This window comes from Blautia sp. St.27G3 (genome assembly GCF_059728505.1).
On sequence record NZ_BAAGFO010000001.1, the window covers coordinates 1066530 to 1089098 of the forward strand.

Sequence of the window (22569 nt, forward strand, 5' to 3'; positions counted from 1 at the left end):
GATTTACGCCTCCAGAATTTTTGTGATTGCTGTAAATACATCATTCATATCCTGCGTACCGTCCACAGCCTTCAAAATGCCCTGTGTTGTATAGTAATCAATGAGCGGCTGTGTCTGATCATGATAGACCGTCAGTCTCTTCTGAACGGTCTCCGGCTGATCGTCGTCACGAAGCACCAACACTTCACCGCAAGTCTCACAAATATCGCCTTTGCCGGACGGATTGTGTACAATATGATACGTCGCTCCGCAGCCTGTGCAAGCTCTTCTTCCCGACATTCTGTTCACGATATTTTCATCCGGAACATCCACATCAATCGCATAATCCATCTTTTCTCCGCGTTTTGCAAGCGCGGCATCCAATGCCTCCGCCTGCGGAATTGTTCTCGGAAAACCATCCAGAATATAACCCTTTTTACAATCTTCCTGACTCAGACGATCAATCACAAGATCTACCGTCAGCTCATCCGGGACAAGGAGCCCCTGGTCCATATATTCTTTTGCCTTCCTTCCAAGCTCTGTACCATTTTTAATGTTTGCGCGGAAAATATCCCCCGTTGAAATATGCGGCACTTCGTACTTTGCCGCAATCATTTTTGCCTGTGTACCTTTCCCTGCGCCTGGTGCTCCCAGCATGACTATCTTCATAATTGTAAATACCACCTTTTCCTAATCAGATACAAAGCAATTTTGCAATTGTATCTATATAACATTTTAGTGCACTCCCTCCACTTGTATGACAGCTGCCACAGGTGGCATGCTGCTATACAACCGGAAGAAGTACACTGAATCTTTTGCATTTCCCTGCTGGCGTAACCTGCTACTCTGATAAGAAGCCTTTGTAGTTACGCACTAACATCTGGGATTCAATCTGTTTTAAAGTTTCAAGGATAACACCCACAATGATGATGATAGAGGTTCCTCCGAAGGAAACCTGTGCACCGAATACTCCGTTAAAGAATACCGGCACCAGAACTACGATGATGAGTCCTGCAGCACCAAGGAAAACAAGGTATCCAAGAATTTTGTTCAGGTAATCTGTCGTTGGCTTGCCCGGCCGGATACCCGGGATAAATCCGCCCTGTTTTTTCATATTGTCTGCAACTTCAATCGGGTTAAAGGTGATTGAAGTATAGAAATAAGCAAAAAATACGATCAAAACAATATACAGAACCAAACCAATCGAATATACCGGTTTGTTAAAATTAAACCAGTTGCCCTGGCTGAGCATTCCAATGATTGTTGCTGCGACTCCGGTCGGATTTGCTCCTGAGAAGGAAATCACAATCTGCGGTATTGACATCAGCGAGGAAGCAAAGATAACCGGGATAACGCCTGCGGTATTGACCTTCAGCGGAATAAATGTAGACTGTCCGCCCACCATCTTTCTGCCCTGCATCTTCTTTGCATACTGCACCGGAATCTTCCGGATCGCATCATTCAGTACAATTACCAGAATGATAGTAACCAGAATAACCGCTACGATAATCAGCGCTGCCAGTGCTCCGTGAGCAATGGATTTGCCCTTTACAAACATTTCAAACAATCCGGTCATATCAGACGGAATGCTGGAAAGAATATTGACCATCAGGACGATGGAAATACCATTTCCTACACCCTTTTCTGTGATTCGCTCACCAATCCACATCAGGAAAGCACTTCCTGCTGTGAGTGCAACAACTACAGTAAGTCCTTTTAAGAAATTCATATCCGGAATCAGACCTGAACGTCCAAAGCCTACGGTCATAGCTGTACTCTCAACGAGAGCCAACACAACTGTAACGTAACGCGTAATTGTTGCAATCTTCTTACGACCATCTTCTCCATCCTTATGCATCTCCTCCAATGCCGGAATGGCAATGGTGAGGAGCTGTATAATAATGGATGAAGTAATATACGGCGTAATGCTCAACGCAAAAATTGACATTTTCTCGAAGGAGCCACCGGTGAATGCAGAGAAGAAATTAAATGCATCATTGGACTGCTGTGCAAACCACTGTGAAAAATAACTTCTGTTTACTCCGGGTACCGGAAGCTGTGAGCCAAGCCGAATCACAATAATCATGCAAAAAGTGAAAAAAAGCTTTTTGCGAATGTCTTTAACTCTAAACGCATTCTTCAGTGTCTCTAACATATTAGATCACCTCTGCTTTTCCACCGAGCTCTTCGATTTTCGTTTTTGCGCTTTCACTGAAAGCATTTACCTTTACAGTCAGTTTCTTTGTCAGTGTTCCGCCGCCAAGTACTTTCACGCCGTCTTTCACACTCTTTACGATACCGGTCTCGATGAGTTTCTCAATCGTAACCTCTGTACCGTTATCAAATACTTCCAGTGCGCCCATGTTGATTGCTTCAATTTCCAGAGTATTTCTGTTCGTGAAGCCTCTCTTCGGGAGACGTCTGTACAAAGGCATCTGTCCACCTTCGAAACCAATTCTCGGTGCGCCTGAACGTGCTTTCTGACCTTTATGTCCCTTACCTGCTGTTTTACCGTTTCCGGAAGCGTGACCACGTCCTCTTCTGAAATTATCGCTGTGTACGGAACCTGCAGCTGGTTTTAAGTTTGATAAATCCATTATGGCACCTCCTTATCTGAATATTATTTATGCTTCTTCTACCTTAACCATATGGCAAACCTGAGCAATCATGCCTTTTACCGCATCATTGTTCGGAAGCTCCACCGTTTTGTGCATCTTTGTAAGGCCAAGTGCCTTAACTGTTGCACGATGCTTCGGAATCGCACCGATCGGTGATTTAACTAATGTGATTTTTAATTTATCTGCCATCGTTCAAACCTCCTAACCCAGAATCTCTTCTACAGATTTTCCGCGAAGTCTGGCAACTTCCTCCGGAGATTTCATCTGCTTCAGCGCTTCCAGTGTTGCAAGAACAACGTTCTGCTTATTGTTGGAACCAAGTGATTTTGCACGGATATTTTTAATACCTGCGATCTCCAGAACATTACGTGCCGGGCCACCTGCGATGATACCAGTACCAAGCGGGGCTTTGCGGAGCAGTACGGATGCGCCGCCAAACTTTCCTGTAAAATCGTACGGTACGCTGGCATCCTCATTCATCGGGATGCAGATCAGCTTTTTCATTGCATCTTCTTTGCCCTTACGGATTGCTTCCGGAATTTCTGTTGCTTTTCCAAGGCCGGCGCCTACGTGTCCGTTGCCGTCACCAACAACAACCAGAGCTGTAAAACGCATGGTACGACCACCTTTTACAGTCTTAGATACACGCTTGATTGACACTACCTTGTCAGTCAGTTCGAACTGATTCGGATCGATAATCTCATGTCTCATGTGTCTTTTCCTCCCTCTTAGAATTCCAGCCCAGCTTCTCTTGCTGCCTCTGCCAGTGCTTTTACTTTGCCCTGATAGATAAATCCGCCTCTGTCAAAAACAACCTCTTTGATTCCTTTTTCAAGAGCCTTCTGCGCAATAACTTTTCCAAGATAAGCCGCTGCATCAACGTTGTTGGTCTTCTCCAGCTCTGCCTTCACTTCTTTCTGAAGTGTGCTTGCAGCTGCCAGAGTGTTTCCAACGGAGTCATCAATAATCTGTGCATACATATGATTATTGCTTCTGAACACAGCAAGACGTGGTCTTTCAGCAGTGCCGCTGAAACGATTACGAATTCTTTTATGCTTATTCAAACGAACTTTAGTTCTCGATTCTTTGCTAACCATTCTTCACACTCTCCTTATTTATTTTTTACCAGTCTTACCAACTTTACGTCTGATTACCTCGTCAGCATACTTGATACCCTTACCCTTATACGGCTCCGGTTTTCTCTTTTCTCTGATCTCGGCTGCGTACTGGCCAACCTGCTCTTTGTTGATACCAGAAACAACAATCTTGTTTCCATCAACCTTTGTTTCGATTCCGTCCGGATCTTCCATCTCTACCGGATGTGAATATCCAAGAGACAGCGTCAGCTTCTTGCCGCTCTTCTGAGCTTTATAACCAACACCGTTTACTTCCAAAGTCTTGGTATAACCTTCGCTTACACCAACTACCATGTTGTGAATCAGTGTTCTGGTAAGACCATGGAGAGATTTCATTCTCTTCAGATCGTTTGGTCTGGTAACTACTACGTGACCATCTTCCATTTTAATTTCCATTTCCTTCGGAAGTACTCTTTCCAGAGTTCCCTTCGGTCCTTTTGTGGTAACCTTGTTACCTTCTGCAATCGTAACAGTAACGCCTGCCGGAATTGCGATTGGCATTCTTCCTATACGTGACATGCCTTTTTCCTCCTTACTTAGATTTTCGGAGAAGGCAGAACGCCTTCTCTGTTTTCAGTATACAAGTCCAGTCATGCAGAAAAACAGGGAGACAGGCTCGGCAAATTTATTTGCCGGAGACTGTATAACTGTTTTGACAGCTGGGCGGGACGCCCAGTGAGTCGCAGACAGGAGCTGCAAAGCAGCGGATAGCCTGCGTAGCAGGCGGTCTGCGACCTGCATGACGGAATTACTAACTATTACGAGGTGTCTTCCTTCGACTAAGCTCTTGCTGCGCCTGTCGACTTGCACTCGCTAAGGTTCGCGAACGGCTTTCTCACTAAACTCAAATTTCGCCTTCAGCTCATTGTGTTCAATGCCTACCAAACGAAAGCAAGAACCTCGCCGCCAACCTGAAGTTTTCTGGCCTCTTTGTCTGTGATAACGCCCTGATTTGTAGAAAGGATCGCTACACCCAGACCACCAAGTACTCTCGGAAGATTCTCTTTGCCTGCGTATACGCGAAGACCCGGCTTAGAGATTCTCTTAATACCTGTAATAATTTTTTCGTTCTTGTCAGCACCATATTTCAGAGTGATATGAATTGTCTTTACAACTCCATCCTCGATCAGGTCATATTTTTTGATGTATCCTTCGTCCAGAAGAATGTTTGCGATTGCAAGTTTCATTTTGGATGACGGTACATCTACGGTATCGTGTTTTGCAGTATTTGCGTTACGGATTCTTGTAAGCATATCTGCAATCGGATCGCTCATTGTCATGATAGTTTCCTCCTGTTTTTCAGACTTTTCATGTCATGTTGTTGTTTTGGTTTGTTATATATCTTGGCTGCCCACTATCTAAAGAAGGGGTATGTTCCTTCAACTAAACTCATGCTGCGCTTACCAGCTTGCATTCGTTAAGGCTCAGGAACGACCTCGCGCTAAGTTCATTCTTCGCCTTCGGCTCGAATTCACTAAGCTGCTTTCGGTCACCAGCTTGCTTTTTTTACTCCCGGGATCTGTCCTTTGTATGCCAGTTCACGGAAGCATACACGGCAGATGCCATATTTTCTCAGAACGGAATGCGGACGTCCGCAGATTCTGCAGCGTGTATATGCTCTCGTGGAGAACTTCGGTGTGCGCTGCTGTTTGATTTTCATTGCTGTCTTTGCCATGAAATTTTCCTCCTACTATGCTGTCTTTTTATTTCGTAAACGGCATATTGAATAATCTCAACAATTCACGGGCTTCTTCATCTGTCTTGGCAGTTGTAACGAAGATTACATCCATACCTCTGACTTTATCGATCTTATCGTACTCGATTTCCGGGAAGATCAGCTGCTCTTTGATACCAAGAGCATAGTTTCCTCTACCGTCGAATGCGTTCGGGTTTACACCTCTGAAGTCACGTACACGCGGCAGTGCAAGATTGATCAGGCGGTCTACGAAATCATACATCTTCTCACCACGAAGTGTAGTTTTGCAACCAATTGCCATACCTTCTCTGATCTTGAAGTTTGCAACGGAATTTTTAGCCTTTGTAAGAACTGCCTTCTGGCCGGTAATTGTTTCCATATCCTTTACAGCAGATTCCAGAACCTTCGCATTGTCCTTGGCTTCACCAACACCCATGTTGATTACAACCTTGTCAAGCTTCGGAACTTCCATAATATTTTTATATCCGAATTTTTTGATCATAGCATCTACGATCTCATTTTGATAAATCTCTTTCAGTCTGCTCAACTTGTGCAACCTCCTCTCCTACTTAGTTAATCACTTCGCCGGTAGATTTTGCTACGCGGACTTTTTTATCTCCATCCATCTTAAAACCAACTCTTGTTGCCTTACCTTTATGAAGGTACATAACATTGGATGCATCGATATAGGACTCTTTGTTCACGATGCCGCCCTGCTGATTTGCTGCTGACGGTTTTGCATGCTTTGTTACCATGCCGATTCCCTCAACGAGTACCTTGCCGTCCTTTACAGCCAGAACCTTGCCATCTTTACCTTTATCTTTGCCTGCGATTACCTTAACTGTATCGCCTGTCTTGATCTTATTCATTCTTTTGGCCCTCCTTATAATACTTCCGGAGCCAAAGAAACGATCTTCATGAACTTCTTATCACGAAGCTCTCTGGCTACTGGTCCAAAAATACGTGTTCCTCTCGGATTCAGGTCATCCTTGATAATAACTGCTGCATTTTCATCAAATCTGATATAAGAACCGTCTTTACGGCGAACACCATTTACTGTACGTACTACAACAGCCTTTACAACGTCACCCTTTTTAACAACACCACCTGGTGTTGCATCTTTAACAGAAGCAACGATAATATCGCCAATACTTGCATATCTTCTTGTAGAACCACCCATAACACGGATGCAGAGAAGCTCTTTCGCACCAGTATTATCAGCAACTCTCAGTCTGGTTTCCTGCTGTACCATGCTGATATACCTCCTATACTATTTAACCTTTTCAACGATTTCAACAAGTCTCCATCTCTTATCTTTTGACAGCGGTCTTGTCTCCATAACTTTTACTGTATCTCCGATATTGCATTCGTTGTTCTCGTCATGAGCTTTCAGCTTGTAAGTTCTCTTTACGATTTTGTTGTAAAGCGGATGTCTTACGTGGTCTTCTACTGCAACAACGATTGTTTTGTCCATTTTGTCACTGACAACCTTACCCGTACGGGTTTTTCTAAGATTTCTTTCCACGGAAAATTCTCCTTTCTTCAATCTGAACTGCGCCGATTAAGCGTTTGCTTTTTCTGTGATAACGGTCTGAATTCTGGCGATGTTCTTGCGAACCTCTTTGATCCTGCTCGTGTTATCCAGCTGATTCGTTGCATTCTGGAATCTCAGATTGAAAAGTTCCTTCTTAGCAGCTACTAATTCTTCATTTAATTCTGCAGCTGATTTGTTCTTTAAATCTTCCACATACTTATTAATTTTCACTGTTATCACCGCCTTCTAAGTCTGCACGAGAAACGATTTTACATTTGCAAGGTAACTTGTGCATGGCAAGACGCAATGCCTCACGAGCAACTTCCTCAGGAACTCCTGCAAGCTCGAACATTACGCGGCCTGGTTTTACAACTGCTACCCAGTACTCCAGCGTTCCTTTTCCGGAACCCATTCGTGTTTCTGCCGGTTTTGCTGTTACTGGTTTATCCGGGAAAATCTTGATCCATACCTTACCACCACGCTTGATGTAACGTGTCATAGCGATACGGGCTGCCTCAATCTGGTTTGATCTGATCCAGCACGGCTCAGTAGCCACAAGACCAAAATCACCGTAGGAGATTGTATTTCCTCTTAACGCTTTTCCTTTCATGGAACCGCGGAACTGTTTACGACGTTTTACTCTCTTTGGCATTAACATAATTATTTATCGCTCCCTTCTTTTTTAGATGGAAGTACTTCGCCCTTGTAGATCCAAACCTTTACGCCAACTTTGCCGTAGGTTGTATCTGCCTCAGCGAATCCATAGTCAATATCTGCTCTCAGTGTCTGAAGCGGAATAGTTCCGTCACTGTAGAACTCAGTACGTGCCATATCGGCTCCGCCAAGACGTCCGGATGCGCAGGTCTTGATACCGAGTGCGCCGGCTTTCATCGTTCTGCTCATGGTAGACTTCATGGCACGACGGAAGGAAACACGGTTCTCAAGCTGTGCTGCAATATTCTCTGCAACGAGCTGAGCATCCTTATCCGGTCTCTTGATCTCTTTGATATCAACAATAAGCTTTTTATCAACAAGCTTCTGAAGCTCTGCTTTCAATTTTTCGATCTCAGCTCCACCCTTACCGATTACAACGCCCGGTTTTGCTGTGTGGATGATAACTTTGATGCGATCAGATGCTCTTTCGATTTCAATCTTGGAAACACCTGCACTGTATAATCTCTTTTTCAGGAATTTTCTGATTTCGTGGTCCTGTACCAGGCAGTCAGCGAAATCACCTTCTGCATACCATCTGGAATCCCAGTCTTTAATAACGCCAACTCTAAGACCGTGTGGATTTACTTTCTGTCCCATGATTGTCCTCCTTATTTCTCGTTAAGCACGATTGTGATATGGCTCATTCTCTTTTCGATCCTGTAAGCCCTGCCCTGTGCTCTCGGTCTTACTCGTTTCATTGTCGGTCCCTTGTTTGCGTAGCACTCTTCTACGTACAGGTTCTCGGCACTCATACCGTTGTTGTTTTCAGCGTTTGCAATTGCTGACTTTAACAGTTTTGCAATCAGTTCAGAAGCATATCTCGGATTGTAAGTAACAATACCAAGTGCTGACTGTACATCTTTACCTCTGATCGCGTCTAAAACATAACATGCTTTCTGGACAGAAACACGAGCGTATGACAGCTTTGCTGACGGTCTCGTATCCTTCTGAGCATTTCTCTCTCTCTTAATTTGGGATCTATGTCCTTTAGCCATTGGATGTAGCCTCCTTCCATTCTCAGGGCTTTTGCCCCGCAACGCCCTCCCCGGGCGGACTGATTTTATTTCGAAATTGAAGCAGCAGCAAAATGAAAAAACAGACTGTGCAAGCGCGCTTGCAAAAGGCTGTATTTTTCATTTTGAAGATGGGCAGAATGCCCATCTAAGCCACAGATGGTTGCTGCTATGCAGCATCCAGTCCCGCAGGGACGATCTGTGGCGTGCTGCACTCTTTATTTTCTGGATTTTATCTTTATCTTACACCAGATCTCTTTTCGTCCTTGCCATGACCTCTGTAGGTTCTGGTAGCAACGAATTCGCCAAGTTTATGGCCAACCATATCTTCTGTAATATATACCGGAACATGCTTTCTTCCGTCATGAACAGCGATTGTATGTCCAACGAACTGCGGGAAGATTGTGGAACGGCGTGACCAGGTCTTAATAACCTGCTTGCTTCCTGCTGCATTCATGGCATCTACTTTTTTCAGTAAACTTTCGTCTGCGAAAGGTCCTTTTTTCAGTGAACGAGCCATTGGTTTACCTCCTTATTTTTCTCGAACATTAGTTGATTGCTTTACCGTCGCGTCTTCTTACGATGAGCTTGTTGGAATGTTTCTTCTTTGCTCTCGTCTTAAGACCAAGTGCAGGTTTGCCCCACGGTGTACACGGACCCGGACGTCCGATACCGCACTTACCTTCACCACCACCATGCGGATGGTCATTCGGGTTCATAACAGAACCGCGAACAGTCGGGCGGATACCCATGTTGCGTTTTCTTCCTGCTTTACCGATGTTGATCAGGTTGTGTTCTGCGTTTCCTACTACACCAACCGTAGCGCGGCAGCTCAGCGGAACCATTCTCATTTCACCGGACGGAAGTCTCAGTGTTGCGTACTTGCCTTCCTTAGCCATCAACTGTGCTCCGTTACCAGCGGAACGTACCATCTGTCCGCCGTGGCCCGGATAAAGCTCGATGTTATGCACCATAGTACCAACCGGGATCTGGGAAAGCGGCAGGCAGTTTCCGATACGTACTTCTGCTTCCGGTCCGTTCATGACCTTCATGCCGTCTTTCAGTCCCTGCGGTGCAAGGATGTATGCCTTCTCACCGTCTGCATAGCAGATCAGTGCGATGTTGGCTGTTCTGTTCGGATCGTATTCGATTCCGATTACCGTTGCCGGAATACCATCTTTATTTCTCTTGAAATCGATCACTCTGTATTTCTTTCTGGAACCGCCTCCGCGGTGTCTCACTGTGATCTTACCCTGGTTATTACGTCCAGACTGCTTCTGCAGTGATACCAGAAGAGCCTTCTCCGGTGAATGCTTTGTAATTTCAGCGTTGTCCAGACCGGTCATGTGTCTTCTGGAAGGTGTATATGGGTTATAGGTCTTAATTCCCATGATGTTTCTCCTTTCGATATTAATTATCATGCGTCGCCGCATATATTCCTTCACGCGACCAAACGCGCGTCCTGCGCTCGTTAAGGTTTGTGAATGAGGGTCGACTTGATTTCGTCAAGTCTCACCCAACGGGTAGGTTCGCTCAACTAAGCTCGGCTTCCACCTCGCTAAGGTTCGCGAACGGGCTCCGACTAGGACTCAACCTGCGTCTTCGACTTGGTTTCGTCAAGTCTTATAAGCCCTCGAAGATCTCGATCTCTTTGCTGTCCTCAGTCAGAGTAACGATTGCTTTTTTGGTCTTTGCCGTTTTTCCGACTACCATTCCACGTCTTCTCTTCTTACCGTCAAGGTTCATAGTGTTGACACTCTTTACCTTTGTTCCGTCAAACATTTTCTGAACAGCTTCTTTGATCTGATTCTTTGTTGCATCTGTATGAACAAGGAATGTGTATTTCTTTTCTGACATAGCATTCATGCTCTTCTCGGTAACTACCGGTTTGAGAATGACGTCATAATATCTAATATCTGCCATTATGCATACACCTCCTCAATTGCTGCTACAGCAGCTTTTGTAACAACTACTGTGTTATATTTCAGAATATCGAATACATTGATCGTGTTGGTCAGGGCTGTCTTTACATCAACGATATTTCTTGCAGAAAGAACTACGTTCTGATCGTTTTCATTCAAAACAACCAAAGCCTTCTTCACATTCAGAGCATCCAGAACTGCCTTCATGTTCTTGGTTTTGATCTCGCTAAGTTTCAGCTCGTCAAGTACAATCAGCTTGTTCTCCTGTACTCTGGAGGTCAGTGCAGACTTCAGAGCCAGTCTCTTTTCTTTCTTGTTCATCTTAAATGTATAATTTCTCGGTGTCGGAGCAAATACTACTCCGCCGCCTGTCCACTGCGGAGCTCTTGTTGAACCCTGTCTAGCGTGACCGGTTCCTTTCTGTCTCCACGGTTTCTTTCCGCCACCAGAAACTTCAGAACGTGTCTTTGCTTTCTGTGTACCCTGGCGTTTATTTGCAAGCTGGTTCACAACTGCAAGATGCACGAGATGCTCATTTACTTCCACACCAAACACTGCATCATTCAGCTCAATCGTGCCAACTTCTTTGCCTTCCATATTATAAACAGCTACGTTTGCCATTTGTGTCTTCCTCCTTTCCTGATTTCAGGCTTATTTACCGGACTTCACTGTCTCTTTAATCGTTACAAGTGCTTTCTTCGGTCCCGGAACAGCGCCCTTTACTAAGATAAGATTGTTCTCTGCGTCTACGCGGATCACTTCAAGATTCTGAACCGTGATCTGCTTAGCGCCCATATGACCAGGCATCTTCTTTCCCTTGAATACCTTACTCGGGTCAGATGCTGCACCATTGGAACCTGCATGACGATGATACTTGGAACCATGTGTCATCGGTCCTCTGTGCTGTCCGTGTCTCTTGATTGCGCCCTGGAAGCCTTTACCTTTGGAGATTGCAGTTGCGTCGATCTTGTCGCCTGCTGCAAACACGTCTGCTCTGATCTCCTGCTTTACTTCGTAGCTCTCAGCGTCCTCAAATTTGAACTCTCTTACATATCTCTTGTAAGAAACGCCTGCCTTGTCAAAAGAGCCTTTCTGCGGCTTTGCAACCAGCTTCTCTCTCTTGTCAACAAAACCAACCTGTACTGCACTGTAACCGTCATTCTCGACTGTTTTAACCTGTGTCACAACACACGGGCCTGCCTGAAGAACAGTTACCGGAGTGAGAACTCCGTCATCGCTGAAGATTTGAGTCATTCCGACTTTTGTTGCTAAAATCGCTTTCTTCATTCCTTTACCTCCTGTTTTTCTACAGCGGATTACCTGCTGGCAATCATCCTAGTGAACAGAGCATGATATAAGTGGAACTTCATAATGTTACTTCTATATCAACCTGATAGGATTTGCTTCGTAATGATATAATGCTTATTTCTGCTTCATTTTGATGTCAATGTAGACACCTGCCGGCATTTCCAGTCTGGACAGCGCATCAACTGTCTTCTGGGTCGGAGCGATGATATCAATCAGTCTCTTATGCGTTCTCTGCTCGAACTGCTCTCTGGAATCTTTGTACTTGTGAACCGCTCTAAGAATCGTAACTACTTCCTTCTTTGTCGGAAGCGGTACAGGGCCGCTCACCTGAGATCCGTTCTTCTTTACAGTTTCGATGATTTTTTTAGCAGACGCATCTACTAACTGATGGTCATACGCTTTCAATGTAATTCTCATTACCTGACTTGCCATAAAAAAAGTCGCCTCCTTTTCGCACTTTGTTTCAGTACGACAAGCGGTGACTGTACACTCTCCCGTGCGTGTCGCGAACTCACACGGTGCCCAAGCTTATACGGGCCATTAAAATTTTGTACAGTGACTTGTCGCCAGTTTTATAACTTGACATTCGCTCCACGGAAAACCTGCAGTCTCGCTGGCTGCAGCAACCTCACGCTTCTACGCTATCAAGGTCACAACGAGTATATTATAAAAGAAAGGACCTCGGAAGGCAAGAGATTCCAAAAATTTTATTGTATTTTTTTTAATACATTTTTATATTTCTTCTTTTGCCAAACCTACAATTGCACTGACAGAAGTATTTTCACCCAAAATCCCCGTTACACAGACGCAGCCTGCAAGTCCCGCCCCCTAAAAAACACCATACATCTTTGTAGTTAATTCTCAATAATATTCTATAGTAAATCTCTTTACAAAATCTGTATACATCTCCTGATATGTAAGATCTCCAGCCATTTCTTCAGATAATGTATCAAAAAAATCTGTTTGACTTTGTGCTTTCTTCAACCAGTTAGTTGCACTTCCACTACCAGAAGCGGCAAGTAATTTAGACATTATTTTTACAGTAGCCTGTAAAAATTTATTTGCAAAATAATCAATTATTTCATCTTTGTATGATGAATTTCGATTATCTCTATAAAAACTAAAATAATCAAATGTATTTTTCTCGCCGATAGTCCCGTAATTATCTTTAAGCGTAAAATATAAAGCAATACAATAAAACATACATGTATTATTCACCTCTTTATATCTCTGATTTAATTGAATCATCTTTTGCTGCTGTTCAATGTTTCCCCAACTGGCGGATATATGCTCATTGCATTTTGCGATTCTCTCATCGTAACTCTTTTTCATTTTATTTCTTGCTTGAATATATAAATATTTAACAAACAATGCTTCATCAATTTCTTCCTTACTCTTTTGAAATAAAACACCTTTCTTATCATCTTCTTCAGAAAGATAAAATATTTGATCATAATAAGCATTAACTAAATATTCTGTATCTGAAGCATCTTTATTAAAAAGTGTCTTTTTCTTATCTTTTGCTGTAAATGGTGATTGTAAAAAAGCAGCAAACGCTAACTGTGCAAGTTCCTCATTGGTGATTCTTTGATGTTTTTCGAATCTTGGTTGTGGCGGAACAGTCTGACCTCTTCTTATCTCTACAAATATATTCGGAGCTTCACCTGTCATACATATTCTCTGCAATTCTTTTTGCTCAGTATTATTTGCAACCATATCTCTTGAAGACATTGGATTCTGTAAATTATTATAAATAGAAATATTACCACTAAGCTTTTCATTATTAACCTGCATTATTCTCACAAGAACATATACTTTTTTTAACTGCTCTATTTCATCCGGTTCATTGTTAATTAATGCATTTCGCAAATATGCTCCTAATGTGTTTGTAGTTTGTGCACCATTAATAATTGAAAAATTAGTAATCTCAATTAAATCAACATCTCCATTACGGCCCTTACGATGTGCATCTAATTCTTCGCAAAGAATAGTTATTCCATTATTATAATTCCAAAATCGTTCTGGTTCATTTTTTATGGTTTTCATCATTGCTTCGTACGTTTTAGATTTTTTCTGGTCTAAAGAGTCTCTTAGATTCTGACCAAATAAAATATTTCTTCCCATTGAAGAACTCACATATTTATTGCATAAAACAGCCAAATCATATCCTCTTATATTGCAAAGCATCGCATTATCTGACGAATTCTCATAAAGAATATAATTATTAAACATATCCGAAGTGAACTCTGCATAAGGAACCTTTAAAATATGGTCCTCTCGCCCCAGACTCTCTAGTACAACTTCCATTTCATTTATTGTTACTATTTTTTCATTTGCCTTAAAATTTTTTCCATAATTCAATATTCCTGTATGATAAACATAATATGTACAATTATTTTTGAACGAAGAATTAAAATTTGTTTCTGAAATTATATCTCGCAAATTTGACTGGACACTATTAGGATTTTTCAAATACCTCCTAATAGCATCATGCATTTCCAAAAAGCATACTCTTATCTCTTCTTCTGTTAACTCTGTGTATTTAGACTGAATAATATCATAATAGTATTCATCTCCATCCTCAGTCTCAATAAATAAATCAATACCGCTGTCTGGAGGAGCAACAATAATTTTAGATATTTTATCAACATTTTCTGGTGAAATTTTACAATCTAATGTTTCACCATACATTATTTTTAAAATAGCTAATGTAAACGCATCCTCTGGTGTGTTATTTCTTACTATTGCTCTATGATTTGGCAATCCAGCAAAATCCTTATAAAAATTATCGACAAGTATTCTAACTTTATTTTCAGACATTCTTTCACCTATTTTCTTTAGTTTTATTATATATACTACCATGTAATATGTTTTAGCACCATTTTTTTCACCTAGATATTCACTTTCACCACAAAGGAAATTCCTTTGCCCGAAATCTATGATTTCGCTATATCTTTGGATTGAAATTTTTCAAATCCAGGAATAGCACCGCAGGTCACACGATACAGGCAGATGCAATCACCTGTATAGAAGTGCACTCTTAGCTTCGCTAAGAGAATTATATTTCCGTTTCACCACATATTTTTTTGAGTACTACAAGTGAAAAAGTATCTTTAATCAAATGTTTTATTTCTCTTGCATTTGATTGAGTAACTGCACCTTTCTTTATTTTGTCGAACAGCTCTCTGTCTTCGATACCATAATCTTTCTTTAACCTTTCTATTTCCCTCTCCGCAATTTTTTCTTTTGCCATATCTGGTAAATCAGCAAATTTAATAATTGAGTCAAAACGGTTATATATAGGCAATCCCAGATGTTCTTTTATCTCATCAATTGTTTTGTAATTTGAAGTACACACAATAATTGCCTTATTTACTACCACTTTGTAATTATGATCTTCATAAATCCCCTCATCAAATAATTGATAAAATGCACTATGAAATACAGATAAAGCTTTATCAAACTCATCAAACAACAATACATTTGTTTCTCTAGCCAAAAGATCTTGTGCAAAGCTTTTCTCGTTATATCTTCCACCAAAAATGTAATTGGCTGACTCATTATTCTGATACATGGAGAACTGTTTTCTTAATAATTTTCCACCCATCAATTCTGCCATATACTGTGCGGATTCCGTCTTTCCAAGCCCTGAATCTCCATATAACAATATTACAACAGGCTTACTCTGCTTACCATCTACCAAAGGATATATTGCCTGAAGCAATTTCTTTTTTGCTCTTTCCTGACCAATTACTCTTTCACTATATTGGCTGTTAAATGTTTGTATCATTTCCTTTGAAACTTCCAAATATGGCTGTTGCGTTTCATGAATAATACTTTTATCAAATGTTCGATATATCTGCTCTCGAATATTTTTCGGTGGATTTTGAATGTACATATTTGTTATGGACATTTGGAAAATAAAATTTATAAAGTTTATAATAACATGTTCTTGAACACTGCAATACTCGTCTGCATGAATAACAAAATCTTGAACTCTTAGTTTCTTCTTTTTCTTAGGCTTTGGTTCTGGCTGCCCTGGAATGTTAACAAACACATCCATTTTTTTATTACCATCATCAAGTTTCGCTGCCATTTCACTAAGATTTCTTGCACTTTTCGGAACAATCTTTTCAAAAGCAGAATCAGATCCTACAAAAATTTCAATCTTCTTCACGTACCACACCTGCCAATACTATATCATAAACATCTAATTCTTTTTCTCTTTCATCAGCAGACTTTTCTCCCTCAACAATTTCTTCTGCTGTAGTCTTTTCTTCTACTGGTTGAAACTCAAACTCTTTATCAATTGATAAATGATTTTCTCCACAAGTTCCAACCTTTATTCCAAAATATGTCAATTTCATTTTACTTAAATCGACAAGGTTATAATTATTTTTAAATGCTTTAAGATTAAATCTTAATAAGTTTTTCCGCTCTTTCTCTGTCTTTAACAACATATCATAATAACCTCGTTCACCTAATATTGCCTCATTTAATTTTTCCATATCTATTGGCATTTCTTCTTTAGGCACAATTGTCAAATACGAACTAATCATTTTATACAATGTTACAGAATTTTCCGGTGCATAAACACCACTATTCTCAAATTTTTTTACATGTTCATCTTCCGATGCTGCCTGTATATAATCTGTAAGCAACGTATTTTTTATTGTTTTATCAAAAGCGCTAGTCAGCTCAGCGGAAGCACTGGCATCAACCTTTCCCTGAAATGTTGCTTTAATATAATTCAAAATATTAAAGCCACTTTTGGCCTGAGCTTCAATTTCAGCAACTATTTTAGCTATTTTTTCTTTATTTTCCTGCGTTGACCAATCAAGCCGTCCTCCATTGGTAACATCAACATAATCCTGTGCAGCAGCTTCATCAAAATATACTATTTTTAGAAACTCTGTTTTCTCAATGTTATTATTTTTCAACTTTTCTGCTCCTTACTATTTCTGTTCCTCGCACAATTTCTGATATCTTTGCATCAGTTCTGCAACACAGGCAGCTTCGCTTTTATAGGCTTCACTGCCTTTTGTGAATCCGTATGCCTGCATGACTGCCATATCATTCTGGCGATGTGCTTTTCGCAGTTCCGGCGGCATGGTCAGTTCATCATAAAGATCTGCAAGGCTGCTATCCGGATATAATGCTCTGGCATCAAGGATTGCCTGTGCAGTCTGTTCGATTTTTTGTCGTTGCTGAGCGGTCGGCTCTGGCCATGGAAATGTATTATATACCACATTACTTGCATAACTATAATCGCTCTTTAATCTGCCACAAACTGTTCGCATCCACGCCATATGAACATTCGATGTCAATACACCAAAATGATACAGAGAAATGTCCGGTATCAAAAACAATTTACTTCCAGCAATAACATCAGCATCGATTACTTCCATCGGAATATATCTTCGATTTTGTGAAGATACTTTCGGTAATGCTAACGCCGGATTTATTCTGTCTTCGCTATAATATCGGAGTCGAACTGGAAATGTCGGCTTGTCAGCATAATGATTAGTATCAGGACTTGGACAACTTAATCGAAATTCACGAACGTTCTTTACACGTTCCATAATTTTAGGATATTTTTTTAACTCCGATGGCAATATATCTTTCAGCCAAAGGCAATATCTCGATTTTCTCGCAATAAAATCTTTTCCCATCATATAAGGATGTATATATTTTTCCGCCTGCGGCTCATTTTGTAGAAATATATTTTTTTCATCTTCCGTCATAACATAGTTTCCATCGTCTTTCATCTCACAGCCAATATACATTTTAGGTACATCAGAAATTGGCGTTTTTCTACTTACAATGAAAACATTATCCGCATCAACAAGATATGGATTTATATTTTTTGCTAATGTCATTCTTCCATCAGAGAATATTTTCTTTACATTTCCACCCACCTGGCTAAATCCGACTATTACACAATGTACATGTGCCTTTAAACTAGCTTCGCTATCCCACTGAAAAGTTCTATGTGCAAAATCAATTTTCACACCTGCTTTAAAAAGCGGTTCCCATAAATTTGCAACTTGTTCACCCTGACATATTGAATTGGTAGAAACATAGGCACAATGTATCAACGTATTATTAATAAAATCTGCGGCTTTCTTATACCAGCAAGAAACGTAGTCCAAGGTTCCATAGTTTTTCCAATCTGATAAAACTAATTTTGCATCCTTTTTCTGCTCAGTGTTCATATTTTTAGTTCCTACAAATGGTGGGTTACCCATGATATAAGATAACTGCATTTTAGGAACAATACTTTCCCAGTCCAGTTTTAGTGCATTACCTTCTACAATAAACGCATTGGTCGTCAATGGCAAAAAATCCAGATTCATATGAACGATGTCTTCTGTTTCTTTCATCATCTGTGATTCAGCAATCCATAAAGCAGTCTTGGCAACTGTAACAGCAAAATCATTAATCTCAATTCCATAAAACTGATCAATAGAAACGTGGATTGGTGAGGATTCATCAAAGCCAAAAGTAATCTGTCCTCTCTGCAATTCTTTTATGACTTCGTTCTCCAATCGCCGTATACTGATATATGTTTCCGTAAGGAAATTTCCACTTCCCGATGCCGGATCAAGCCACCGGAGATTTGCCAGCTTCGTCTGGAAGTCTCTCAGCTTTTTATCTTTTGTTCTCTGCACGGTTATCTGCTGAATTTCTTTCAGCTCATTTTTCAGATCGTCCAGAAACAGTGGATCAATGACCTTGTGAATATTCTCAATGCTGGTGTAATGCATACCGCCGGAGCGTCTTGTCTCTGGATTCAACGTACTCTCGAACACAGCGCCAAATATGGTCGGACTGATTTCTGACCAGTCAAAATCTGCTGATGCTTTTTCTAATAAAAGATTTCTGATTTCATCCGTAAAAGGCGGAATCTCAATATCTTCATTTGCAAAAAGTCCACCATTTACATACGGAAAAACTGCAAGCTGTGGGTTATCATCTTTCAAATAAGGATCTCTATCCTCCGGCTTTGTATCAAGGATCTGGAAAAGTTCGATCATTGCTTTTCTCATTTTTCTTGCATCAAATTCTTCCAGATAATCATGGAACATACCATGCTGTCCGAAAATGCCGGCATCCTCTGCATACAGGCAGAATACCATTCTGACACAAAGGATATTCAGACTTTTCATTGCACGCTCTGTTGTTGGATCGGCATATTGTTTTGCCAGTGCATCATACAGCAACCCTACAATTTCACCTGCGGCAATGGAAACTTCCATTTCTCTCTGAAGATTTGTGTTTCCCTCGTCCACAAGGAACTGTAACCGATAATATTCTTTTTCCAGATTCTCCAACTGGATAATCTCCGGATCACCGCCCGGCTTTTCCATGTCATAAATATAAAATGACTGAAAATTGCTAGTTACAATCCATCTTGGTCTTTTTGAATATGGCAGTTCAGAAGAATATCTTTTTGCCTGTTCAAAGGGTGTCAGCATAGAGCCATCAGACTGCCGGATAGCAGCCGTCAGGCTCTTGTTGATACTTTTCTGTTCAATCATTACATGAGTTTTCTCAATATACCCGTCAATAAAACTGGTGTGATCAAGATGTACCTGATCCTCAAAGGAAATAAACTGTGATATTTCAGTTACACCAAATACCATTGTCAGAAGCTCCACCCAGAAAATCTGGCTGTCTCCCTTTTCATATCCACGGTCTTTCCAGTTTTTTGCAAATGCTTTCGCTGCTGCTCTTTGTTGTGCATCTGTCATTGTGGCACCCTCCTGTTACTTTTCATCTGTAAATTCCATCATCTCATCAACGGTGCAGTCCAGTTTCTTGCAGATTTTCTCAATCGTTTCCATTGAGACATACTGATTTTTTCCCATTCGGGCAAGAATATTACCACTAATCCCGGTAAGGTACTGCATCTCTATCCGCTTCATATTTTTATCTATGAGCATTTTCCATAATCTGTTATAACTTACGCCCATAAGCGCCTCCATATTTTTCATATAAACATATTTTGATTATATCACGATTTCGTTAGGTTAAATACCTGTAATTTTTGATATCTTCTACCAAATGGTTGGAGAGGCTGTTCTAACACAAGACAACCTCTCCAACCATTTATTTCGGATTAGTCAAATGGGAGCTCACCATCTGGTACTTCTATGAATCCGTCTTCATCTGTTTTCTCTGTTCCTGACAAATTCGCTTCGGCACCGCTGTCCTTGTTCTGAGCAAATTCATGTTCTTCCACAACCACATCTGTGGTATAAATTGTCTTCCCGTCTTTGTCCTTATAACTGCCAGTACTGATACGACCGCCAATTACAATCCTCATTCCCTTATGAAGATATTTCTGTGCAAATTCTGCACTCTTTCCGAATGTGACACAAGAAATAAAATCTGCTTCCTGCTCACCGTCACGTTTATACCTTCTGTTTACCGCAAGTGTATATCTTGCTACTGCCATATCATTATCTTTCCCGGCATATTTAATCTCCGGGTTCTTTGTCAGTCTTCCCATTAAAATCACTTTATTCATAATCGTTACCATCCTTTCCGGGCATTTCACCCTGTAAACATTGTTATCAGTTTCATTTTTCATCAGCGGTCTGGTGTGCGTTTCCCTGTCACCTGCAGCCGTCTCAGACTGCCTCTGCCTGCATCAGCAGGACACTGACCATAAGGCTCCGGTCAGCCGCCCATCATCGGGAGTGTCATTATGATTCCGCTTGCTTCCAGAAAAAGAAAGGTCATGGCAGAACTCCTGGTAAGCTTCCAGGGTGCACTTATCAATTGTCAAGGTTCAGCGAAGGAACATTCCAAAACGTCCTCTAATTACTAAAGTCAAATAACTTAACATGATGCAAAAGAATCGTGATATTTTTTTGCATTTTTATCATTTTTTCTTTTAATTTCATTAGTCCCTTCACATACTCTGTACTGGGACGAACAAAAACGGACATGATTTTGAAGAATTTTTGAAAAATAATTGTTCCTCTACCTATAAAGCGTTGGAAACAGTATTTACCAACCCTCTTTTGCAAGTTTTTTCGCATAAGTGAAATATTTCCTCACTAATTGCAAGTTTCAGAGAGCGTTTGGACGGTACTTTCGCAGAAAAATTTATTTTCCTACTAATCACACATGGGAAAGCAGAGAATGTCAGATGATTTTGAAAAAATCAAAAAAGAAGCATCAACCACTATTGCAGCCAATGCTTCTTCAATTTACTTTCTTACTTACGAAAGAGATTTCAATATACTTTTTATTACTTTCTTTAATTTCAATCCATCTTTCAGCCCCAGACGATAAAAAAATTCTTCTGTATCTGCTCCACTACTGAATATGGCATCACAGTATTTTGTAATTGCCTCTTTCTGTTCTGGTGATAATGAAGCAATTACCTTTTCATATTCTTCTTCAACTTTATCTGGCTCTGTCACAGATTGCTGTTTCATTTTCCAGTCTGCATACTCTTTCCCCATGTGCTCTGTTATTGTTAGACTGATAAATTCTTCAATCTCCTTTGTCAATTTCATAGATTTATACCTGCCCTTTCCATGTTATCTCACTGTTTCAGATAACTCCGGTAACTATCCAGAACTGAATCGGTAACACCACTTTTATATATTTTACGAATATCAACAATCTGTTCATCTTTCAACAGTTTCAACCAATCCAGTAAATCTTTTCTGCTGTTTGCGAAATTGCAGCATCTTCCATCTGCATATTCAATCCTGTATCTCATACGCTCCTCCTATACATATACCAATTCACTCAACACAATTTCCCGCACACGATTCCTGATATTATTACACTGTCGCACCCACTCTATAGGATTCTGTGCTTTTAATTTCTCTGTCACGCCTTCAGCACTTCTCATTTGTGCTTCAACCAGCTCATACTGTTTCTGCAACTGTTCATTAAGGTCTGCCAGATAACTGTCCAGTTTTCCGGTCAACAGAAGATAAGAATACATTCCCGATTTATGATTTTTCAGATATTCTTTCCGAAGCATTCCCCAGTAACCAATCGGTCTAGTTTCCTCCGGCAAGGCTAACATCGGTATGTAATAATCTCCTACCAGCACATAATCTAGTCCATTGTTATCATCGTGTATTATTTTTCTCTGTTCACTCATGTTCTTCTCCTCTATCAAATCTTCCTCTGTTCTCGCAGATACGCTTCAAATATACTTCTACGAATCAATACTTTTTTCCCAATCTTATAGACTGCCCCGGCTTCATGTGCCATACGGACAACGGGTTTGATTCCCAGCCTGTAATATTCACACGCCATATTGTAGGTCACATAGGCATGGCTCATAAATTCCAGATCTTCATCATCAATCTCATCTGAAAACATCCATACATTACCGCTCATCCATCATTTCCTCCCTGTCTTTTCCTGTCGCCGGTTCATGGAATCGTTCCAGATAAATATCAAAAATATCCTTGTTAATCAGTACCGTTCCATCTATTCTATAAATTGCACCTGCATCACTGGCAAGCTCCAAAAGTTTCTTATGGGAAATACTGTAAATGATTTCTGCCTGTTGATAGCGTAGATACTGTCGGCGTAATTTTCTAAGCTGCTCTGGTACTTCTTTCATACTTGTAATTGGTTTATAACTTTTACCCATGATGTTTTCCTCC

The 22569-nt window shown here is 40.8% G+C and carries 34 protein-coding genes; all 34 read right to left on the reverse strand.

Annotation, left to right across the window (positions count from 1 at the left end):
- Positions 1-3: 3 nt before the first annotated feature.
- The 34 genes from AC6I2O_RS05010 to AC6I2O_RS05175 all read right to left on the reverse strand — a co-directional run bounded on the left by AC6I2O_RS05010 (position 4) and on the right by AC6I2O_RS05175 (position 22556).
- Entirely contained in the window at positions 4-648 is a 645-nt protein-coding gene (locus AC6I2O_RS05010; RefSeq protein WP_120392480.1) for an adenylate kinase, read from the reverse strand.
- 172 nt (positions 649-820) lie between these two features.
- A complete protein-coding gene (gene secY / locus AC6I2O_RS05015) occupies positions 821-2134 on the reverse strand; it encodes a preprotein translocase subunit SecY (protein ID WP_497742010.1) in 1314 nt (437 codons plus the stop codon).
- A 1-nt stretch (position 2135) separates the two neighbouring features.
- Positions 2136-2576: a 50S ribosomal protein L15 gene (gene rplO, locus AC6I2O_RS05020; RefSeq protein WP_120392482.1), complete on the reverse strand. Its 441-nt coding sequence runs from the start codon at positions 2574-2576 to the stop codon at positions 2136-2138.
- 27 nt (positions 2577-2603) lie between these two features.
- Positions 2604-2786 (reverse strand): 50S ribosomal protein L30, encoded by a 183-nt coding sequence (gene rpmD / locus AC6I2O_RS05025; RefSeq protein ID WP_120392483.1) that lies wholly within the window; start codon positions 2784-2786, stop codon positions 2604-2606.
- 12 nt (positions 2787-2798) lie between these two features.
- Positions 2799-3308 carry a 30S ribosomal protein S5 gene (rpsE, locus tag AC6I2O_RS05030; protein WP_120392484.1) on the reverse strand — a complete coding sequence of 170 codons (510 nt, stop codon included), beginning with the start codon at positions 3306-3308 and terminating at the stop codon, positions 2799-2801.
- A 17-nt stretch (positions 3309-3325) separates the two neighbouring features.
- The gene (rplR, locus tag AC6I2O_RS05035) at positions 3326-3694 is read right to left on the reverse strand and encodes a 50S ribosomal protein L18 (protein WP_120392485.1); all 369 of its coding nucleotides are present in this window, start codon (positions 3692-3694) and stop codon (positions 3326-3328) included.
- Between the two features lie 18 nt (positions 3695-3712).
- Positions 3713-4252: a 50S ribosomal protein L6 gene (gene rplF, locus AC6I2O_RS05040; protein WP_120392486.1), complete on the reverse strand. Its 540-nt coding sequence runs from the start codon at positions 4250-4252 to the stop codon at positions 3713-3715.
- 359 nt (positions 4253-4611) lie between these two features.
- Positions 4612-5013, reverse strand: a complete 402-nt coding sequence (gene rpsH / locus AC6I2O_RS05045) for a 30S ribosomal protein S8 (RefSeq protein ID WP_120392487.1) — start codon at positions 5011-5013, stop codon at positions 4612-4614.
- Positions 5014-5222: 209 nt separating this feature from the next.
- A complete protein-coding gene (locus tag AC6I2O_RS05050) occupies positions 5223-5408 on the reverse strand; it encodes a type Z 30S ribosomal protein S14 (protein WP_120392488.1) in 186 nt (61 codons plus the stop codon).
- 28 nt (positions 5409-5436) lie between these two features.
- A complete protein-coding gene (rplE, locus tag AC6I2O_RS05055) occupies positions 5437-5976 on the reverse strand; it encodes a 50S ribosomal protein L5 (protein ID WP_120392489.1) in 540 nt (179 codons plus the stop codon).
- A gap of 22 nt (positions 5977-5998) precedes the next feature.
- Complete coding sequence (rplX, locus tag AC6I2O_RS05060; protein ID WP_120392490.1) at positions 5999-6298, reverse strand: 50S ribosomal protein L24; 300 nt, start codon at positions 6296-6298, stop codon at positions 5999-6001.
- Between the two features lie 14 nt (positions 6299-6312).
- On the reverse strand, positions 6313-6681 hold the full coding sequence (rplN, locus tag AC6I2O_RS05065; RefSeq protein ID WP_120392491.1) for a 50S ribosomal protein L14: 369 nt from the start codon (positions 6679-6681) through the stop codon (positions 6313-6315).
- Between the two features lie 18 nt (positions 6682-6699).
- Positions 6700-6954: a 30S ribosomal protein S17 gene (gene rpsQ, locus AC6I2O_RS05070; protein WP_120392492.1), complete on the reverse strand. Its 255-nt coding sequence runs from the start codon at positions 6952-6954 to the stop codon at positions 6700-6702.
- A 36-nt stretch (positions 6955-6990) separates the two neighbouring features.
- Entirely contained in the window at positions 6991-7194 is a 204-nt protein-coding gene (gene rpmC / locus AC6I2O_RS05075; RefSeq protein ID WP_120392493.1) for a 50S ribosomal protein L29, read from the reverse strand.
- Positions 7184-7621, reverse strand: a complete 438-nt coding sequence (gene rplP, locus AC6I2O_RS05080; protein WP_120392494.1) for a 50S ribosomal protein L16 — start codon at positions 7619-7621, stop codon at positions 7184-7186. Before rplP ends, rpmC begins: the two co-directional genes overlap by 11 nt.
- A gap of 2 nt (positions 7622-7623) precedes the next feature.
- Positions 7624-8274 carry a 30S ribosomal protein S3 gene (gene rpsC / locus AC6I2O_RS05085; RefSeq protein ID WP_120392495.1) on the reverse strand — a complete coding sequence of 217 codons (651 nt, stop codon included), beginning with the start codon at positions 8272-8274 and terminating at the stop codon, positions 7624-7626.
- A gap of 11 nt (positions 8275-8285) precedes the next feature.
- Entirely contained in the window at positions 8286-8672 is a 387-nt protein-coding gene (rplV, locus tag AC6I2O_RS05090; protein ID WP_120392496.1) for a 50S ribosomal protein L22, read from the reverse strand.
- A 256-nt stretch (positions 8673-8928) separates the two neighbouring features.
- Positions 8929-9210 (reverse strand): 30S ribosomal protein S19, encoded by a 282-nt coding sequence (gene rpsS, locus AC6I2O_RS05095; RefSeq protein WP_120392497.1) that lies wholly within the window; start codon positions 9208-9210, stop codon positions 8929-8931.
- A gap of 28 nt (positions 9211-9238) precedes the next feature.
- The gene (gene rplB / locus AC6I2O_RS05100; RefSeq protein WP_120392498.1) at positions 9239-10081 is read right to left on the reverse strand and encodes a 50S ribosomal protein L2; all 843 of its coding nucleotides are present in this window, start codon (positions 10079-10081) and stop codon (positions 9239-9241) included.
- A 232-nt stretch (positions 10082-10313) separates the two neighbouring features.
- Entirely contained in the window at positions 10314-10613 is a 300-nt protein-coding gene (gene rplW / locus AC6I2O_RS05105) for a 50S ribosomal protein L23 (protein ID WP_120392499.1), read from the reverse strand.
- A complete protein-coding gene (gene rplD / locus AC6I2O_RS05110; protein ID WP_120392500.1) occupies positions 10613-11233 on the reverse strand; it encodes a 50S ribosomal protein L4 in 621 nt (206 codons plus the stop codon). The genes rplW and rplD overlap by 1 nt, the downstream gene beginning before the upstream one ends.
- Positions 11234-11263: 30 nt before the next feature.
- The gene (gene rplC / locus AC6I2O_RS05115; RefSeq protein WP_497742014.1) at positions 11264-11899 is read right to left on the reverse strand and encodes a 50S ribosomal protein L3; all 636 of its coding nucleotides are present in this window, start codon (positions 11897-11899) and stop codon (positions 11264-11266) included.
- A gap of 135 nt (positions 11900-12034) precedes the next feature.
- Positions 12035-12352 carry a 30S ribosomal protein S10 gene (rpsJ, locus tag AC6I2O_RS05120; protein ID WP_120392502.1) on the reverse strand — a complete coding sequence of 106 codons (318 nt, stop codon included), beginning with the start codon at positions 12350-12352 and terminating at the stop codon, positions 12035-12037.
- A 429-nt stretch (positions 12353-12781) separates the two neighbouring features.
- Positions 12782-14740, reverse strand: a complete 1959-nt coding sequence (locus AC6I2O_RS05125) for an AIPR family protein (RefSeq protein WP_497742015.1) — start codon at positions 14738-14740, stop codon at positions 12782-12784.
- Between the two features lie 238 nt (positions 14741-14978).
- The gene (locus tag AC6I2O_RS05130; RefSeq protein ID WP_118641193.1) at positions 14979-16097 is read right to left on the reverse strand and encodes an AAA family ATPase; all 1119 of its coding nucleotides are present in this window, start codon (positions 16095-16097) and stop codon (positions 14979-14981) included.
- Complete coding sequence (locus tag AC6I2O_RS05135; protein ID WP_243104945.1) at positions 16084-16860, reverse strand: DUF6414 family protein; 777 nt, start codon at positions 16858-16860, stop codon at positions 16084-16086. Before AC6I2O_RS05135 ends, AC6I2O_RS05130 begins: the two co-directional genes overlap by 14 nt.
- A gap of 15 nt (positions 16861-16875) precedes the next feature.
- Positions 16876-19674, reverse strand: a complete 2799-nt coding sequence (locus AC6I2O_RS05140) for a DNA methyltransferase (RefSeq protein ID WP_118641191.1) — start codon at positions 19672-19674, stop codon at positions 16876-16878.
- Positions 19675-19689: 15 nt separating this feature from the next.
- Complete coding sequence (locus AC6I2O_RS05145; protein ID WP_118338844.1) at positions 19690-19896, reverse strand: helix-turn-helix domain-containing protein; 207 nt, start codon at positions 19894-19896, stop codon at positions 19690-19692.
- Between the two features lie 146 nt (positions 19897-20042).
- Entirely contained in the window at positions 20043-20453 is a 411-nt protein-coding gene (locus tag AC6I2O_RS05150) for a single-stranded DNA-binding protein (protein ID WP_118641205.1), read from the reverse strand.
- 700 nt (positions 20454-21153) lie between these two features.
- Positions 21154-21453 carry a hypothetical protein gene (locus AC6I2O_RS05155; protein ID WP_278655209.1) on the reverse strand — a complete coding sequence of 100 codons (300 nt, stop codon included), beginning with the start codon at positions 21451-21453 and terminating at the stop codon, positions 21154-21156.
- Between the two features lie 29 nt (positions 21454-21482).
- Positions 21483-21662, reverse strand: coding sequence for a hypothetical protein (locus tag AC6I2O_RS05160; protein ID WP_055225720.1), 180 nt, complete (start codon positions 21660-21662; stop codon positions 21483-21485).
- Between the two features lie 9 nt (positions 21663-21671).
- Positions 21672-22055, reverse strand: coding sequence for a TnpV protein (locus AC6I2O_RS05165; protein ID WP_120392831.1), 384 nt, complete (start codon positions 22053-22055; stop codon positions 21672-21674).
- Positions 22056-22069: 14 nt separating this feature from the next.
- Positions 22070-22297 carry a DUF6462 family protein gene (locus AC6I2O_RS05170; RefSeq protein ID WP_117557480.1) on the reverse strand — a complete coding sequence of 76 codons (228 nt, stop codon included), beginning with the start codon at positions 22295-22297 and terminating at the stop codon, positions 22070-22072.
- The gene (locus AC6I2O_RS05175; RefSeq protein ID WP_117557482.1) at positions 22287-22556 is read right to left on the reverse strand and encodes a DUF6462 family protein; all 270 of its coding nucleotides are present in this window, start codon (positions 22554-22556) and stop codon (positions 22287-22289) included. The genes AC6I2O_RS05170 and AC6I2O_RS05175 overlap by 11 nt, the downstream gene beginning before the upstream one ends.
- Positions 22557-22569: the final 13 nt, after the last annotated feature.